We start from the raw sequence: 17,419 nt of genomic DNA on the forward strand, positions 1-17,419 counted from the left end.
AGGGAACTCTGCTTTTATTTTCAGCAAGAAGCAGGTGTTATTTTTGTATCGATAAGTCATGAGCTATTTCAGTGGCGCGCCGCTGTCTCGTGAACAGGGTGACTAATTTCAACATATCCAGGCCCGAAACGTTGATGATAAATTGCGGCATGATCTATCCAATAATAAGAATTACCGGTTTCGGTATTAAGCCTTTTTAAATATTAAGATGCGGATGCCGCATCTTTAATGCATCTCGTAAATCAATTTTAATTTAATAATAAATTTTCATTATAAAACTTCGATAATAAAATATTATTTTTTTATCGAAGTAATAAAAAACAACTCTATTAAAATAAATTAATTGCCACGAGTAAACAAAAAAAATGTAATTTAGCATTTTTTGTTTTTTTTTAATGAAATTTATACCAAAAATAAATGTTACGCGTCATTGCTATATATTCAGTACTGTAATTCTGATCTTTTTTTATTCATTTTGACATGTTTATTGTTTTTTTGGCTCTCCCGTCTTGCTTGCTTTGTTTGTTTTTTGAACGGTAAAAATATTTATTATTTAATTCTGATAATCCTTTAAATAAAAAACGCTTGTCTTTAGGTTTTTAATGGAAAATACTTCACCGCGCCTAAGGGATGTTATTTATTAACGTGTTGTTTGCTTCTTTTGAATGTTGCATCGGCAATTTCATAACTCGTCATATAATATATATCTACTAATATAAACATGGGGTATTGAGTATAACTCTGTGTGAATAGCGTAAAAATACTCACCAACTTTTAATAAGGATGAAAAATGAATACAGCAGTAAAAGCTGCGGTTGCTGCCGCACTGGTTATGGGTGTTTCCAGCTTTGCCAATGCTGCGGGCAGTAATACTGGTACGGTGACTTTTACCGGTACTATTGAAGATTCACCGTGTTCAATCGTGGTTGGCGACGAACACCAGACCGTTAACCTGGGCCATATCGGTACCGGTTCTCTGATGGGCGGTAAAGAATCTTCAAAAGTCGATTTCCATATCGGTCTGGAAAACTGCGCATTCACCACTGAGAAAGAAGCGTCTACCGTTTTCTCTGCCATCGGTAACGAATCCAGCGCTAATCCGGGCAGCGTTGCGCTGATGCGTATCGGCGGCGGCGAAATGGCGGGTTCCAGCATTGTTATCGGCAACCACCTGGGTTCCGCGATCAAATTGGGCGACGCTTACAGCGAAAACCTGACGATGAACGGCAGCGTTGCGGCGGCGAAACAGACTCTTAACTTCAAAGCCTGGGTGAAAGGCGATTCTGCTGCCACCACTATCGATACCGGCGAATTCAGCAGCACCGTAAACTTCACGATCAGCTATCTGTAAGTGAAATATCATCCTGCGGCAGTCTGCCGCAGGATGATGCTCAAAGTAAAAAAATAGATTATATATTTCAGGGATAGATTGTCTGATGGCTCACTATAAAAAATTTCGTCTGAGCACGCTTGCGGCCGTGGTGGGTATTGTTCTGGCTGTCGGTCCGGAAAATAGCTACGCGGAAGCGCCCATTCAATTTAATACCCGATTTCTTGATGTTAAAGATGATGCCAGCCTGGATCTCTCCCGTTTTTCCCGTAAAGGCTACATTATGCCGGGGAGCTATCATCTCCAGGTGCTGGTCAATCAGAGTCAAATTGTCCAGGATAATGTTATTACGTATTCCGTTGATAATAACGATCCTGATAACACCTATCCCTGTTTATCGCCTGAACTGGTCTCGCTGCTGGGGTTAAAACCTGAAATAGCAGATAAAATGATCTGGATAAATGCCGGTCAGTGTCTGCAACCAGATCAACTGGAAGGGATGGAAACCCAAACGGATTTAAGCCAGTCAACGCTGACGGTGATTATTCCGCAGGCGTATCTGGAATACAGCGATGAAGAGTGGGATCCACCTTCCCGCTGGGATGAAGGGATTCCCGGCGTATTATTTGACTACAACGTTAACAGCCAGTGGCGACATGCTGAACATGATGACGGCGATGAATATGACATCAGCGGCAACGGCACGGTGGGTGCCAACCTCGGCGCGTGGCGTTTGCGCGCGGACTGGCAGGCTAACTATCGTCACGAAAATGACAGCGAAGATAAAGACAACTTTGGCTCCAGTTCCGAACAGAACTGGGACTGGAACCGCTATTACGCCTGGCGGGCGATCCCGCAGCTCCGGGCGCAGCTAACGCTGGGCGAAGGATCGCTGGAATCCGATATTTTCGACGGCTTTAACTATGTTGGCGGCAGCCTTATCACCGACGATCAGATGTTACCGCCTAATCTGCGCGGCTACGCCCCGGATATATCAGGCGTGGCGCGCACCAACGCCAAAGTCACCGTGACCCAGCGCGGGCGGGTGATTTATGAGTCGCAGGTCCCGGCTGGGCCGTTTCGCATTCAGGATATTAATGAAACGGTATCCGGCGATCTACACGTCAAAATTGAAGAACAAAGCGGTCAGGTGCAGGAATATGACGTCAGCACCGCCTCCATTCCGTTTCTGACCCGTCCCGGCCAGGTGCGCTACAAGTTGGCAGCCGGGCGACCGCAGGACTGGGATCACAATATGGAAGGCGGCTTTTTCACCTCAGCCGAAGCCTCCTGGGGGATCGCTAACGGCTGGTCGCTGTACGGCGGTGCCATCGGTGAGCAGGATTATCAGGCGCTGGCGTTAGGACTGGGGCGCGATCTGGCGCTGCTGGGCGCGTTTTCCGTCGATGTCACCCATTCCCGTGCGACGCTGCCAGAGGGTAGCGCCTACGGCGACGGCACCATTCAGGGTAACTCGTTCCGTGCCAGCTACGCTAAAGATTTTGATGATATAGACAGCCGTCTGACGTTTGCTGGTTATCGCTTTTCCGAAGAAAACTACATGACGATGGACGAGTTTATCGATACGCATAATGACGATAACGATCGTCAGCGCACCGGCCACGATAAAGAGATGTATACCCTGACGTACAGCCAGAACTTTTCGGCAATAAACGTCAACGCCTATATCAACTACACCCATCGCACCTACTGGAATCAACCTAACCAGGACAGCTATAACCTGACGCTGTCGCACTATTTCGATGTCGGTGAGGTGCGCGGGATCAGTCTGTCGGTGAACGGTTTTCGCAACGAATATGACAATGAGCGTGATGACGGCGTGTACGTCTCGCTCAGTATTCCGTGGGGCAACAACCGCACGCTGAGCTACAACGGCTCCTTTAGCGATGACAACAACAGCAATCAGGTCGGCTATTACGAGCGCATTGACGATCGCAATAACTACCAGATCAACGCTGGTCGCGCGGATAACGGTGCGACTCTCGACGGCTACTACCGTCATCAAGCGAGCTATGCCGACATTGACGTCAGTGCGAACTATCAGGAAGGCGACTATACCTCCGGCGGACTGAACATCCAGGGCGGCGCGACGCTGACTGCTAAAGGCGGGGCGTTGCACCGCACCAGCGTCAACGGCGGCTCGCGGCTGCTGGTGGATGTCGGCGATGAAGCGAACGTACCCATCTCCGGCTACAGCACGCCGGTATATACCAACGCGTTTGGTAAAGCCGTCATTGTCGACGTCAACGACTACTACCGCAACCAGGTGAAAATCGACATTACCCAGTTGCCGGAAGACGCGGAAGCAATCCTCTCCATCGCTCAGGCGACCCTGACGGAAGGGGCGATCGGTTATCGCCGCATGGAGGTGCTCAGCGGTAAAAAAGCCATGGCCAGTATCCGCCTGCGCGATGGCGGCACGCCGCCCTTCGGCGCAGAGGTTTACAACAGTCGCCAGCAACAGTTAGGGATCGTAGGTGAAGACGGCAGCGTTTATCTGATCGGCATTAACCCCGGCGAGCGGTTGCAGGTGACATGGGAAGGTAAAACGCAGTGTGAAGCGGCGTTGCCCGATCCGCTGCCGGGCGATCTGTTTAGCAGCCTGTTGCTGCCGTGCATCGGCGACGCTTCATCACCTGAGGCAACGCAGCCCGAAGAGAAACCATTACTCCAGCTTCATACGCAGCGGCGGACGTCTTCGACGCAACCCGAAGCGCTCTCTTCTCGTTATCCAACACATTGATTCAGGAAACCGCATTCATGATGCCATTAAAACGTTATAACCTGGCCGCTGTTTTGCTGCTTTTGCTGGGCGGCTACGGTAGCGCCCAGGCCGCCATCGCGCCCGATCGCACCCGCCTGGTGTTTCGCGGCGAAGATAAATCGATAAGCGTCGATCTGAAAAACGCCAACAGCAAACTGCCCTATCTGGCGCAGTCCTGGGTGGAAGATGAGAAGGGCGTCAAAATCACCTCGCCTTTAATCGTCGTCCCACCGGTCCAGCGCATTGAGCCGTCGGCAATCGGACAGGTCAAAATTCAGGGGATGCCGGCGCTGGCGTCGCTCCCCAAGGATCGGGAAACCCTTTTTTATTACAACGTGCGCGAAATTCCGCCGCAAAGCGACAAGCCCAATACGCTGCAAATCGCCCTGCAAACGCGCATCAAAGTTTTTTACCGTCCGCAGGCGCTGTCGAAAATCGATATGCAGCATCCCTGGCAATACAAAATCACCCTTCAGCGTCAGGGCAATGGCTATCAGGTGAGCAACACAACCGGCTACTACGTGGTGTTAAGTAACGCCAGTAACCGCATGGACGGCACACCAGCCAGAGGCTTTAGCCCATTAGTGATTGCACCAAAAAGCAACGTGACGCTGGGAGGGGACGCCAGTGAATTAGGTCGCTCGCCTGTGCTGACTTACGTCAACGATTATGGCGCGCGGTTACCGCTGATTTTTAACTGTACTGACAACAGTTGTGCGGTAGATGAAGCAAAAAGCAGAAAGTCGTAACCGACAAGGAGACGCAAGATGAGGCAATGGCGGTTACGGCTGGGCACGGTAACGTGTGCGGCCATGCTGAGTGCGGTCAGTATGCCGCTGGCAGCGGGAAGTAAGACGGTCAACATGACGCTGACGATAGTCGTTAATGCCGCGCCGCCCTGTACTGTGACCGGCGGTGAGGTGGAATTTGGCAATGTGTTGACGACGAAAGTGGATGGGGTGAATTACCGGCAGGCGGTGGGCTATCGCCTGAGCTGTAACGGCAGAGTGAGCGATTACCTGAAGTTACAGATTCAGGGGAATGCGGTGACTATCAATGGCGAGTCGGTATTGCAAACCGATGTCGATGGATTGGGGATCCGTCTGCAAACCGCCACGGATGGCGCGCTGATTTCACCCGGCAATACGCAATGGTTGTCATTTCAATACAGCGGTGGCAGCGGTCCGGCCATCGAGGCGATTCCCGTCAAAAATAATGGCGTAACGTTAACAGGTGGCGCGTTTAACGCAGGCGCCACGTTGGTGGTGGATTACCAATGAAAAAAATAGTTTTGACGATGTTAATGGGGGGCAGCCTTGCCGCACAGGCAGCCGATAATCTTAAGTTTCACGGCACATTAATTTCACCGCCGAATTGTACGATTAACAATGATCAGACGATCGACGTTGAGTTCGGTAACCTGCTGATTAATAAAATAGATGGTACGCGTTATGCGCAGAATGTTCCGTATGAGATCACCTGTGATTCAACGGTGCGCGATGAGACGATGGCGATGACCCTGACGCTAAGCGGTTCCGTGAGTGATTTTAATCCGGCGGCGGTAAACACCAGCGTGGCGGGGCTGGGGATTGAACTCAGGCAGAACGACCAACCCTTTACGTTGGGGTCCACCATTACGGTGAATGAACAATCGATACCTGTTCTGAAAGCCATACCGGTTAAAAAGAGCGGTGCTTCGCTGAAAGAAGGCGGCTTCGATGCGACGGCAACATTACAGGTGGATTATCAGTAATGGCTAAAAGACAGGCGTTATTACACGGCGCGGCCTGCATCCTCTGTGGGGCGCTGATATTGCCGGTCTCAGCGGCAGATAACCTGCATTTTTCCGGTAGCCTGGTGGCCAGTCCTTGCACGCTCACGATGCAGGGGACGGGGATTGCCGAAGTCGATTTTTCGTCGCTTGACAGTTCTGATTTCACTCCCGACGGCCAGTCTGCTCGTAAGCCTTTGGTGTTTGAACTCACGGATTGCGATTCGGCGCTGAGTAACGGGGTGCAGGTGACTTTCACTGGAACCGAAGCGACCGGAATGCGCGGTATCCTGGCCATCGATAGCCATTCAGGTGCTTTTGGGATCGGGATTGGTATTGAAACGCTATCCGGCGTTCCCGTGGGCATGAACGATAAAGAGGGTGCGATATTCACGCTGGTGACGGGGAATAACGCGCTAAACCTGAATGCCTGGGTACAACGCCTTCCTGGCGAAGATCTGGTTCCGGGAACGTTCTTCGCAAGCGCACTAGTTACATTTGAGTATTTATGATGAAAATAATACGGACTTTATTTTTGCTGCTGATTGCCGTTTATGGCAGTTCGGTAGTGGCTAAACCCATGCTGAAAGCGACGTTTTCAAGTACCACGCTCTATTACGGCATAGGTCCGAGTACCTTCGATCGCTCGATTCTGCTGAATGTGATGGTGGATACGCATGACGGAGTATACTATGGCACCTGGCAGCTAGGAGGGGTTTTTAAAAATCGTCCGGTACCCTTACAATCCTGGTCGGGGCCAGAGCCCGCGCCGACGGTTGTGTTACGCGATTTCGATAACAGCGTTGCGCGCTCCAGTTGCCAGAATATGCCAGCGAGTTGGCACGATTGTGGCTCTTTTACCGTGGATATTACGGTACAAAGCGATGACTATGGTTGCCCCTGGCTGGCAACGAGTCGTGTCACTGCTGCTGATGGTATCTCTGGCGAAACGTATTCCCCGCCGGATACGCGCAGCTCAGTTTGCCCGAAAGTTCCCGTTGATACTTTTGATATCTCCTGGGATGCGAACGTTTCGAAACAGAAAACAACCCTCATGCTTGATGCCACCGGTGGCACGGTGAATCGCACGTTACATACCTATTTGATGGAGGGGGGGAAACTGTGCGATGGCAGCAAATTTGACAACCGTGGCGCTTATTGCCGTTTTGTCTCATCGGGTATTACGCTCAATGTGCTGGGCTGCGACCAGTCGAGCGTCACGACCAGCGCCGTTGATCATCCGATAACCGATGTTGAGCTTCATGACATTAATGTAGCGGTGAACACCCGCAACATTGGCTCCGGGCAGTTCACGTCGACCTGTAGCTTCCAGTATATTATTGATGAGCTTTAGGGGGGCTGGGTGTTTGGCGAAGATTCACGCTAACCTGGTATGAACCAAAAAAAAGCCGGGTGGCGGCTTCGCCTTACCCGGCCTACGTTGTTTCTGGACGTTCTCTTTTACAGTTTCGCAAACACCCGACGCGCGGCGTCGATGGTGTTATTGATATCTTCTTCACTGTGCGCCACGGACATAAAGCCTGCTTCGAACGCGGACGGCGCCAGATATACGCCTTCCTCCAGCATCAGGTGGAAGAAACGCTTAAAGCGTTCCACGTCGCACGCCATCACGTCCTGATAGCAGGTTACGCTCTCAGCGTCGGTGAAGAAAATCCCGAACATGCCGCCGACATGGTTAACCACCAGCGGAATATTCGCGTCTTCGGCAGCTTCCAGCAAACCTTCCGCCAGACGGGTGGTGAGCTCATCCAGCGTTTCATGAATGCCGGGCTGGGCGACTTCATTCAGGCAGGCGAAACCGGCCGCCATCGCAATCGGGTTGCCGGAAAGGGTGCCCGCCTGGTAAACCGGGCCCGTCGGCGCCAGCGCATCCATTACATCTCGACGACCGCCAAACGCGCCTACCGGCATCCCGCCGCCGATGATTTTACCCAGACAGGTCAGGTCAGGCACGACGCCGTAGTAATCCTGGGCTCCGGCCAGCGCTACGCGAAAACCGGTCATCACTTCGTCGATAATCAGCAGCGCGCCGAACTCATCGCACAAGGCGCGCAGACCTGGCAGAAATTCCGGCAGCGGCGGGACGCAGTTCATATTGCCCGCTACGGGTTCGACGATGATACAGGCGATTTCCTGCGGATATTGTTCAAACGCCGCGCGTACTGACGCCAGATCGTTATAAGTGCAGGTCAGCGTATGTTTCGCGAAATCTGCCGGCACGCCCGGCGAGTTCGGCTGACCAAGCGTCAGCGCGCCAGAACCGGCTTTGACCAGCAGACAGTCTGCGTGGCCGTGGTAGCAGCCTTCGAATTTGATAATCTTATCGCGGCCAGTAAAACCACGCGCCAGGCGAATAGCGCTCATCGTCGCTTCGGTGCCGGAGTTCACCATGCGCACCATGTCCATGGTCGGCACCAGGTTGGTGACCAGTTCCGCCATTTTCACTTCCATTTCGGTTGGCGCGCCGAAGCTTAAACCGCGCTCCGCAGCTTCGATCACCGCATTGCGGATAGCCGGATGGTTATGCCCCAGTACCATTGGTCCCCAGGAACCGACATAGTCGATATATGCTTTGCCATCGACATCGTACAGATACGCGCCGTCCGCTTTTTCGATAAACAGCGGGGTGCCGCCCACGCCAGTGAAGGCGCGAACAGGGGAGTTCACGCCACCGGGGATCAGCTCGCGGGCCGCGCTATAGAGATTTTCAGACTTACTCATGGAAAGATTCCTGGTTCGTAGAAAAAGTGAATACCCGCTATTCTAAGTTATTCAGAGAAGGTTATGAAAGTTTTACGCATTTGAAACAATACGATTTGCAGGGGATTTTCACGGCGTTGGCGAGTAGAATGCCGACTTTAGATTTGTATTACCAATTAATGATCTTCTGATGAAAACAGACACTTCCACCTTTTTAGCTCAGCAAATTGTGCGTTTACGGCGCAGAGATCAGATTCGCCGGTTAATGCAGCGGGATAAAACGCCGCTGGCCATCCTGTTAATGGCGGCCGTTGTCGGCACGCTTACCGGACTGGTTGGCGTCGCCTTTGAAAAGGCGGTTTCCTGGGTACAAAACATGCGCATTGGCGCGCTGGTTCAGGTCGCGGACCATGCGTTTTTGCTTTGGCCGCTGGCCTTTATCCTTTCGGCGTTACTGGCGATGGTCGGCTACTTTTTGGTGCGAAAATTTGCGCCGGAAGCTGGCGGCTCGGGTATCCCGGAAATTGAAGGCGCGCTGGAGGAGCTACGTCCGGTGCGCTGGTGGCGCGTGTTGCCGGTGAAGTTTATCGGCGGGATGGGAACGTTGGGCGCAGGAATGGTGTTAGGGCGCGAAGGGCCAACGGTGCAAATCGGGGGCAACCTGGGGCGCATGGTGCTGGATGTTTTTCGTATGCGCAGCGCCGAAGCGCGGCATACGTTGCTGGCGACCGGCGCGGCGGCGGGGCTCTCTGCGGCGTTTAACGCGCCGCTGGCGGGTATCCTGTTTATTATTGAAGAGATGCGCCCGCAGTTTCGCTACAACCTGATTTCGATTAAAGCGGTGTTTACCGGCGTCATCATGTCGAGCATTGTGTTCCGCATATTTAACGGCGAAGCGCCGATTATTGAAGTCGGCAAACTGTCTGATGCGCCGGTTAACACACTGTGGTTATACCTTATCCTCGGCATTATTTTTGGCTGCGTCGGGCCGGTATTTAATTCGTTGGTGCTACGTACCCAGGATATGTTTCAGCGCTTTCATGGCGGCGAAATTAAAAAATGGGTGCTTATGGGCGGCGCGATCGGCGGCCTGTGCGGTATTCTGGGGTTGATTGAGCCGGAAGCGGCAGGCGGCGGATTTAACCTTATTCCTATCGCCGCGGCAGGTAATTTTAGCGTCGGGCTACTGCTGTTCATCTTTATTGCCCGGGTTGTCACGACGCTGCTTTGCTTTTCTTCCGGCGCGCCGGGGGGCATTTTCGCCCCGATGCTGGCGCTGGGAACGCTGCTTGGTACGGCCTTCGGTATGGCGGCGGCAGTGCTTTTCCCGCAGTATCACCTGGAGGCCGGTACCTTTGCGATTGCCGGGATGGGGGCGCTGATGGCGGCGTCGGTGCGCGCCCCGCTGACGGGGATTGTGCTGGTGCTGGAGATGACCGATAACTACCAGCTCATTTTGCCAATGATTATCACCTGTCTTGGCGCGACACTATTAGCCCAGTTTTTGGGCGGGAAACCGTTATACTCAACCATCCTGGCGCGCACTCTGGCGAAGCAGGATGCGGAACAGGCGGCGAAAAGCCAGAATGCGCCTGCGGGCGAGAATACTTGAACGAATTACCAGGGTATTAGATAATGACTGCCAATATTGGGTGAAAATTTATCCAATTACCGATGTCGTTTGGAGCAAAATATGAGTGATGACGTAGCGCTGCCGCTGCAGTTTACCGACGCAGCAGCGAATAAAGTAAAAAGTCTTATCGCTGACGAAGATAACCCGAATCTGAAACTGCGCGTGTATATCACCGGCGGTGGTTGCAGCGGCTTCCAGTATGGTTTTACCTTTGACGATCAGGTTAACGAAGGGGATATGACCATCGAAAAACAGGGCGTTGGCCTGGTGGTTGACCCGATGAGTTTGCAGTATCTGGTGGGTGGTTCGGTAGATTATACCGAAGGTCTGGAAGGTTCCCGCTTCATTGTAACCAACCCGAATGCGAAAAGTACCTGCGGGTGTGGCTCTTCCTTCAGCATTTGATTGCTGTTCGTTGTGCCGGATGGCGACGCGAGCGTCTTATCCGGCCTACAGGAAAGATGTTCCAGGCCCGATAAGCGTAGCGCCATCGGGCAAAACAATATCAACGTCCGTTTTCATCCAGGGCAAACGTCGGCAATTTCAAATGCCAGCGAATGGCCGCCAGCCGAATGAACAGCGTGACCACCATACCCATCATGCTGGCGCTTTCCAGCGGTACTGAAAACGTATAAAACGCGGTGGCGTGAACAATCCCGCCGATAATACAGGCCGTGGCATAGATTTCGGTGCGTAGGATCATGGGGATCTCGCGTGCCAGAACATCGCGAATAATCCCGCCGCCGACGCCGGTAATCACGCCCATACAGACAGCCACTAATGGCCCCGTTTCAGCGAGGAAGGCTTTATTCACCCCAATGCCGACAAACACCGCCAGCCCGACCGCATCCAGTACCGGCAACATCCATTTCGGTAGACGTCTTGGCTGGCGAACCAGTAGGATGGTCAGCATACTGGTGACCATGGCGACGACCAGATCGGTAGGATCTTTAACCCAGAATACCGGGCCGTTATCCAGCGCCATATCGCGGATTGTCCCGCCGCCGACGGCAGTAACGACGCCGAGCACCAGGACGCCGAACGGGTCCATACGTAATTTCCCGGCCAGCAACACGCCAGAGATAGCAAATACAGCCGTGCCTACAATATCCAGCCAATAGACGAGCATTGTCGAATCCCCACTGGGAGCCTGGTAAGACAGGCTCTAATTCACCTGTGAAAGCGCATTACAGAGTTGTTTTGCGGCGAGGATAATACGCGGGCTTGCGCGTTCAAACCAGTCGCTGTTAAGCGGAATAACCGGAATTTTTAACAGGTTTCCCCAGTATTGTTCAATTTTGAGAATTTCGCCCGCTTTTCCGGCCACGATAATGGCCTGAGGATGCCTTGCCAGCACCTGCTCACGGCTGACTTGCGGCCACGGCACGCGGCTGTCAGCAAAGACGTTTTCTCCGCCGCAGGTCGTCAAAACCTGATGTTGAATAGACCCTTTACCACTGGTAAACAGAGGATTCATGCCAAACTGAAGAAAGACGCGCTTTTTAGCTTTACCGGCATACTCGGCGTTGAGCGCGGCGTACTCGTTTAGCAATGTCTGCGCTGCCTGCTGAGCCTTTTCCGGCTGCGGGCTCCAGGCGGCCAGTTGACGGAGCGTGTCGGCGATCTGTTCGATGGTTACCGCGTCTACCCACATGACCTTAATACCTAATGACGTCAGTTGGTTTACCTGGCGTTCCGCATTACCGCCGCGCCAGGCGACGACCAGATCCGGCTTCAGCGCCACAATGCGTTCCAGATTCATTCCCTGCCAGGTAGAGACTTGTTCTATTTTTTGCGCTTCGGGCGGGTAGTCGGAATAGCTGCTGACGCCAACGGGCGTAATCCCGGCGGCAAAAGCGAGCTCCGTATTGGCGGGAGAGAGGGTAATGACGCGCGGCGCAGCGTAAAGCCACACCGGGAGCGTAAGCAGCAGGGCGACCAGCGCCCTGAACATTTGCTTAGCCATGCGCCAGTTTCTGTACCAGCGTTTCGACCATCAGAGTCGACTGTTTCGCCGCCACCGCGAGGAATTCGTCAAAGCTGAGGTGCGATTGCTGATCGGCCACGTCAGAAATAGCGCGAACCACCACGAACGGCACGTTGAAGTTATAGCAGACGTGTGCGATAGCGGTGGCTTCCATCTCTACGGCGACCGCGTCGGGGAAGTTATGCCGGATTTTCGCCAGCCCGACGGAACCGTTAATAAACGCGTCGCCGCTAACAATAAGGCCGCGTACCGCGTTCAGATTCAGCTCTCTGATGCAGGATTCCGCGGCGGCGATCAGTTTGTCATCGGCCTTAAATCCGGCCGGACAGCCCGGTAATTGCCCGTATTCATAGCCGAAAGCGGTCACATCAGCGTCGTGGTAACGCGCTTCGTCAGAGACGACGATATCGCCGACCTTCAGCGTGGACGCCAGACCGCCTGCGGAACCGGTATTGATGATCACGTCCGGCTTGCAGTGCTCCAGAAGCAACGTTGCGCCCAGCGCCGCCGCGACTTTACCGATACCGGATTTCAGCAACGCCACTTCGGTGCCGTTCAACTGGCCAGTGTAAATTTCGCAGCCGCCCAGCGTAGTCGTCTGACGGTTGTCAATTTTGTCACGCAGCAGCGTAACTTCTTCTTCCATTGCGCCAATGATGCCGATTTTCATAGATTTACTCGCGATAAGTCAGTTTTGGGGGCATAGTTTATCATGCGCTTATGGGGAAGCGCATTTCTCAGGCGGGGAGAGGATATGGCATCGATCGATTTCCGAAATAAAATTAACTGGCATCGTCGTTATCGTTCACCGCAGGGCGTAAAGACGGAACATGAGATCCTGCGGATTTTTGAAAGCGATCGCGGGCGGATTATCAACTCTCCGGCTATACGCCGTTTGCAGCAAAAAACGCAGGTTTTCCCGCTGGAGCGCAATGCCGCGGTGCGTACTCGCCTGACGCATTCGATGGAGGTGCAGCAGGTAGGGCGTTATATCGCGAAAGAGATTTTAAGCCGTCTGAAAGAGCAAGACCGACTGGAGGAGTACGGCCTGGACGCGCTGACCGGTCCCTTTGAAAGTATTGTGGAAATGGCCTGCCTGATGCACGACATCGGTAATCCGCCGTTCGGTCATTTTGGCGAGGCGGCGATCAATGACTGGTTTCGTCAGCGGCTGCATCCGGAAGATGCGGAAAGTCAGCCGCTCACGCATGATCGCTGTGTGGTTTCCTCGCTACGGTTACAGGAAGGCGAAGAAAATCTGAACGATATTCGCCGCAAGGTACGTCAGGATATCTGCCATTTTGAAGGCAATGCACAGGGAATTCGTCTGGTACATACGCTCATGCGGATGAATCTTACCTGGGCGCAGGTCGGCGGAATTTTAAAATATACCCGTCCGGCATGGTGGCGAGGGCCGGTGCCGGATTCCCATCGCTATTTAATGAAGAAACCGGGCTATTATCTTTCTGAAGAGAAGTATATTGCGAGGTTACGTAAAGAACTGCAGTTAGCGCCTTACAGTCGCTTTCCATTAACGTGGATTATGGAAGCCGCAGATGATATTTCTTATTGTGTCGCCGATCTTGAAGACGCGGTAGAGAAAAGAATCTTTAGCGTTGAGCAGCTTTATCACCATTTATATCACGCGTGGGGCCACCATGAGAAGGATTCGCTGTTTGAGCTGGTGGTAGGAAATGCGTGGGAAAAATCACGCGCCAATACATTAAGCCGCAGTACCGAAGATCAGTTTTTTATGTATTTACGCGTAAATACATTAAATAAACTGGTGCCCTATGCCGCTCAGCGTTTTATTGATAATTTGCCGCAGATTTTTGCCGGTACCTTCAATCAGGCGTTACTGGAAGATGCCAGCGGTTTTAGCCGCCTGCTTGAACTCTATAAGAATGTGGCGGTTGAGCATGTGTTTAGCCATCCGGATGTAGAACAGCTTGAACTACAGGGATACCGGGTGATCAGCGGGTTATTAGATATCTATCAGCCGCTATTAAGCTTGTCGCTTAACGACTTTCGCGAGCTGGTGGAAAAAGAACGGTTGAAACGCTTCCCCATAGAATCGCGCTTATTTCAGAAACTTTCTACGCGCCATCGTTTGGCCTACGTGGAAGTCGTCAGTAAATTACCCACGGATTCGGCGGAGTACCCGGTACTGGAATATTATTATCGCTGTCGGTTGATTCAGGATTATATCAGCGGGATGACTGACCTTTACGCATGGGATGAATATCGGCGTTTGATGGCGGTCGAACAGTAAATGGACTTTTGTAAAGATGGACAATAAATTTTTACTTTTTCCAGAAACTTTATTCCGGAACTTCGCGTTATAAAATGAATCTGACGTACACAGCAATTTTGCGTTACCTGTTAATCGAGATTGAAACACATGAAAAAAACCACATTAGCAATGAGTGCACTGGCTCTGAGTTTAGGTTTGGCATTGTCGCCTCTGTCTGCCACGGCGGCTGAAACGTCCTCTTCAGCAATGACTGCCCAGCAGATGCCAAGCCTGGCACCGATGCTCGAAAAAGTGATGCCATCGGTGGTCAGTATTAATGTTGAAGGTAGCACCACGGTGAATACGCCGCGTATGCCGCGTAATTTCCAGCAGTTCTTTGGCGATGACTCCCCGTTCTGCCAGGACGGTTCTCCGTTCCAGAATTCTCCGTTCTGCCAGGGCGGCGGTAACGGCGGCAACGGCGGTCAACAACAGAAATTCATGGCGCTGGGCTCCGGCGTAATTATTGACGCCGCGAAGGGCTACGTCGTCACCAACAACCACGTGGTTGATAACGCCAGCGTGATTAAAGTACAGCTTAGCGATGGGCGTAAATTCGATGCTAAAGTGGTGGGCAAAGATCCGCGTTCTGATATCGCGCTGATTCAAATTCAGAATCCGAAGAACCTGACGGCGATTAAGCTGGCGGACTCCGACGCGCTGCGCGTGGGGGATTATACCGTCGCTATTGGTAACCCGTTTGGTCTGGGCGAAACGGTGACGTCAGGTATCGTTTCGGCGCTGGGGCGTAGCGGCCTGAACGTAGAAAATTACGAGAACTTTATTCAGACCGACGCCGCGATTAACCGTGGTAACTCCGGCGGCGCGCTGGTGAACCTGAACGGTGAGCTGATCGGTATTAACACCGCGATTCTGGCGCCGGACGGCGGCAACATCGGTATCGGCTTCGCTATCCCCAGTAACATGGTGAAAAACCTGACGTCGCAGATGGTGGAATACGGCCAGGTGAAACGCGGCGAACTGGGGATCATGGGGACTGAGCTGAATTCCGAATTGGCGAAAGCGATGAAAGTCGACGCCCAGCGAGGCGCGTTCGTCAGCCAGGTGATGCCGAATTCGTCCGCGGCGAAAGCGGGTATCAAAGCCGGGGATGTCATTACCTCGCTGAACGGTAAACCGATCAGCAGCTTTGCGGCGCTGCGCGCTCAGGTCGGCACTATGCCGGTCGGCAGCAAAATCAGCCTCGGTCTGCTGCGTGAAGGTAAAGCGATTACGGTGAATCTGGAACTGCAGCAGAGCAGCCAGAGTCAGGTTGATTCCAGCACCATCTTCAGCGGGATTGAAGGCGCTGAAATGAGCAATAAAGGCCAGGATAAAGGCGTTGTGGTGAGCAGCGTGAAAGCGAACTCACCCGCCGCGCAAATTGGCCTCAAAAAAGGCGATGTGATTATCGGCGCTAACCAGCAGCCGGTGAAAAATATCGCCGAGCTGCGTAAGATTCTCGACAGCAAGCCGTCGGTTCTGGCGCTGAATATTCAGCGTGGTGATAGTTCTATTTATTTGCTGATGCAGTAATCACCTTTGTCCCCCTTCCGCCATGGAAGGGGGCAACACTTTTCTGTGAAACCCCCCACAACTCCATACTTATTTGCACCGTTTTGTGCATTTGCACAATGTCGAGACCTGTCATCTTCCTTATGCTTGTGCTCTGCTCACAGGAGGGATTTATGGCTGGCTGGCATCTTGATACCAAAATGGCGCAGGATATCGTGGCGCGCACTATGCGCATCATCGATACCAATATCAACGTAATGGATGCCCGCGGGCGCATTATCGGCAGCGGCGATCGGGAACGTATTGGTGAATTGCACGAAGGCGCGCTGTTAGTGCTGTCGCAGGGCCGGGTTGTGGATATCGACGACGCCGTGGCGCGACACCTGCACGGGGTGCGTCAGGGGATTAATCTTCCCTTACGTCTTGAGGGCGAAATTGTCGGCGTGATCGGCCTCACCGGCGAACCAGAGCACCTGCGTAAATATGGCGAACTGGTGTGTATGACTGCCGAAATGATGCTGGAGCAGTCGCGGTTAATGCACCTTTTGGCGCAGGATAGCCGTTTGCGCGAAGAGCTGGTGATGAACCTGATTCAGGCCGAAGAAAATACGCCGGCGCTGGTGGAATGGGCGCAGCGTTTGGGGATCGATTTGAACCAGCCGCGTGTGGCGGCGGTGGTGGAAGTCGACAGCGGCCAGCTTGGCGTCGATAGCGCAATGGCGGAACTTCAGCAGTTGCAGAATGCGCTTACCACGCCGGAGCGTAACAACCTGATAGCCATTGTTTCTCTCACCGAGATGGTGGTGCTCAAACCCGCCTTAAACTCGTTTGGTCGTTGGGATGCTGAAGATCATCGTAAGCGCGTAGAGCAGCTTATCTCGCGCATGAAAGAGAATGGTCAGCTACGTTTTCGCGTGGCGCTGGGTAATTACTTTACCGGGCCGGGCAGTATTGCACGCTCATACCGCACGGCGCGCACCACGATGATGGTCGGCAAACAGCGGATGCCAGAAAGCCGCAGCTATTTTTATCAGGATTTGATGCTGCCGGTTCTGTTAGATAGCCTGCGTGGCGGCTGGCAGGCCAATGAGCTGGCGCGCCCGCTGGTAAAACTCAAAGCGATGGATAACAACGGGTTATTACGTCGGACGCTGACGGCGTGGTTTCGCCATAATGTCCAGCCGCTGGCGACTTCTAAGGCGCTGTTTATTCATCGTAACACGCTGGAATATCGGCTAAATCGTATTTCGGAACTGACCGGGCTGGATTTGGGAAATTTTGACGATCGGCTGTTGCTGTATGTGGCGCTACAACTGGATGAACAGCGTTAAGCCCGGCGGCGCTACGCTTATCAGGCCTACCGGGATATATCTGTAGGCCGGAT

General features: G+C 52.9%; 16 protein-coding genes. 12 read left to right on the forward strand and 4 right to left on the reverse strand.

The window, feature by feature from the left end; all coding sequences use genetic code 11:
- Positions 1 to 790: 790 nt before the first annotated feature.
- The 7 genes from stfA to stfH all read left to right on the forward strand — a co-directional run bounded on the left by stfA (position 791) and on the right by stfH (position 7,240).
- Complete coding sequence (stfA, locus tag ACLJNW_RS18950; protein ID WP_001090554.1) at positions 791 to 1,351, forward strand: fimbrial major subunit StfA; 561 nt, start codon at positions 791 to 793, stop codon at positions 1,349 to 1,351.
- An 85-nt stretch (positions 1,352 to 1,436) separates the two neighbouring features.
- Positions 1,437 to 4,094, forward strand: a complete 2,658-nt coding sequence (locus ACLJNW_RS18955) for a fimbrial biogenesis outer membrane usher protein (protein ID WP_001750268.1) — start codon at positions 1,437 to 1,439, stop codon at positions 4,092 to 4,094.
- Positions 4,095 to 4,111: 17 nt separating this feature from the next.
- On the forward strand, positions 4,112 to 4,864 hold the full coding sequence (gene stfD / locus ACLJNW_RS18960) for a fimbrial chaperone StfD (RefSeq protein WP_000982723.1): 753 nt from the start codon (positions 4,112 to 4,114) through the stop codon (positions 4,862 to 4,864).
- 18 nt (positions 4,865 to 4,882) lie between these two features.
- A complete protein-coding gene (locus ACLJNW_RS18965; protein ID WP_001250313.1) occupies positions 4,883 to 5,395 on the forward strand; it encodes a fimbrial protein in 513 nt (170 codons plus the stop codon).
- Complete coding sequence (gene stfF / locus ACLJNW_RS18970; protein ID WP_000725074.1) at positions 5,392 to 5,868, forward strand: fimbrial minor subunit StfF; 477 nt, start codon at positions 5,392 to 5,394, stop codon at positions 5,866 to 5,868. Before ACLJNW_RS18965 ends, stfF begins: the two co-directional genes overlap by 4 nt.
- Positions 5,868 to 6,398, forward strand: a complete 531-nt coding sequence (locus ACLJNW_RS18975; protein ID WP_001129315.1) for a fimbrial protein — start codon at positions 5,868 to 5,870, stop codon at positions 6,396 to 6,398. The genes stfF and ACLJNW_RS18975 overlap by 1 nt, the downstream gene beginning before the upstream one ends.
- Positions 6,398 to 7,240 carry a fimbrial adhesin StfH gene (stfH, locus tag ACLJNW_RS18980; protein ID WP_001750269.1) on the forward strand — a complete coding sequence of 281 codons (843 nt, stop codon included), beginning with the start codon at positions 6,398 to 6,400 and terminating at the stop codon, positions 7,238 to 7,240. Before ACLJNW_RS18975 ends, stfH begins: the two co-directional genes overlap by 1 nt.
- 107 nt (positions 7,241 to 7,347) lie before the next feature.
- Here the strand turns inward: stfH and hemL are convergent, their stop codons facing one another.
- Positions 7,348 to 8,628 (reverse strand): glutamate-1-semialdehyde 2,1-aminomutase, encoded by a 1,281-nt coding sequence (hemL, locus tag ACLJNW_RS18985; RefSeq protein ID WP_000045247.1) that lies wholly within the window; start codon positions 8,626 to 8,628, stop codon positions 7,348 to 7,350.
- A gap of 169 nt (positions 8,629 to 8,797) precedes the next feature.
- On the opposite strand from hemL, the gene clcA reads away from it, so the two are divergent.
- Complete coding sequence (gene clcA / locus ACLJNW_RS18990) at positions 8,798 to 10,219, forward strand: H(+)/Cl(-) exchange transporter ClcA (protein ID WP_000845437.1); 1,422 nt, start codon at positions 8,798 to 8,800, stop codon at positions 10,217 to 10,219.
- Between the two features lie 81 nt (positions 10,220 to 10,300).
- On the forward strand, positions 10,301 to 10,645 hold the full coding sequence (gene erpA, locus ACLJNW_RS18995; RefSeq protein WP_001278668.1) for an iron-sulfur cluster insertion protein ErpA: 345 nt from the start codon (positions 10,301 to 10,303) through the stop codon (positions 10,643 to 10,645).
- A 100-nt stretch (positions 10,646 to 10,745) separates the two neighbouring features.
- Here the strand turns inward: erpA and ACLJNW_RS19000 are convergent, their stop codons facing one another.
- The 3 genes from ACLJNW_RS19000 to mtnN are packed head-to-tail and all read right to left on the reverse strand — an operon-like array spanning position 10,746 to position 12,897.
- A complete protein-coding gene (locus ACLJNW_RS19000) occupies positions 10,746 to 11,369 on the reverse strand; it encodes a TRIC cation channel family protein (protein ID WP_000964234.1) in 624 nt (207 codons plus the stop codon).
- Between the two features lie 36 nt (positions 11,370 to 11,405).
- Positions 11,406 to 12,206, reverse strand: a complete 801-nt coding sequence (gene btuF, locus ACLJNW_RS19005; RefSeq protein ID WP_001118843.1) for a vitamin B12 ABC transporter substrate-binding protein BtuF — start codon at positions 12,204 to 12,206, stop codon at positions 11,406 to 11,408.
- The gene (gene mtnN, locus ACLJNW_RS19010; RefSeq protein ID WP_024154496.1) at positions 12,199 to 12,897 is read right to left on the reverse strand and encodes a 5'-methylthioadenosine/S-adenosylhomocysteine nucleosidase; all 699 of its coding nucleotides are present in this window, start codon (positions 12,895 to 12,897) and stop codon (positions 12,199 to 12,201) included. The genes btuF and mtnN overlap by 8 nt, the downstream gene beginning before the upstream one ends.
- A gap of 84 nt (positions 12,898 to 12,981) precedes the next feature.
- Between mtnN and dgt the strand changes: the two genes are divergently transcribed.
- The 3 genes from dgt (at position 12,982) to cdaR (ending at position 17,366) form a co-directional block, all read left to right on the forward strand.
- On the forward strand, positions 12,982 to 14,499 hold the full coding sequence (gene dgt, locus ACLJNW_RS19015) for a dGTPase (RefSeq protein ID WP_000146444.1): 1,518 nt from the start codon (positions 12,982 to 12,984) through the stop codon (positions 14,497 to 14,499).
- 129 nt (positions 14,500 to 14,628) lie between these two features.
- Complete coding sequence (gene degP / locus ACLJNW_RS19020; protein WP_000753958.1) at positions 14,629 to 16,056, forward strand: serine endoprotease DegP; 1,428 nt, start codon at positions 14,629 to 14,631, stop codon at positions 16,054 to 16,056.
- Positions 16,057 to 16,208: 152 nt separating this feature from the next.
- Positions 16,209 to 17,366 (forward strand): DNA-binding transcriptional regulator CdaR, encoded by a 1,158-nt coding sequence (gene cdaR, locus ACLJNW_RS19025; RefSeq protein ID WP_000929420.1) that lies wholly within the window; start codon positions 16,209 to 16,211, stop codon positions 17,364 to 17,366.
- Positions 17,367 to 17,419: the final 53 nt, after the last annotated feature.

The sequence above is a fragment of the Salmonella sp. SAL4457 genome, from assembly GCF_046548235.1.
Lineage (GTDB): Bacteria > Pseudomonadota > Gammaproteobacteria > Enterobacterales > Enterobacteriaceae > Salmonella > Salmonella enterica.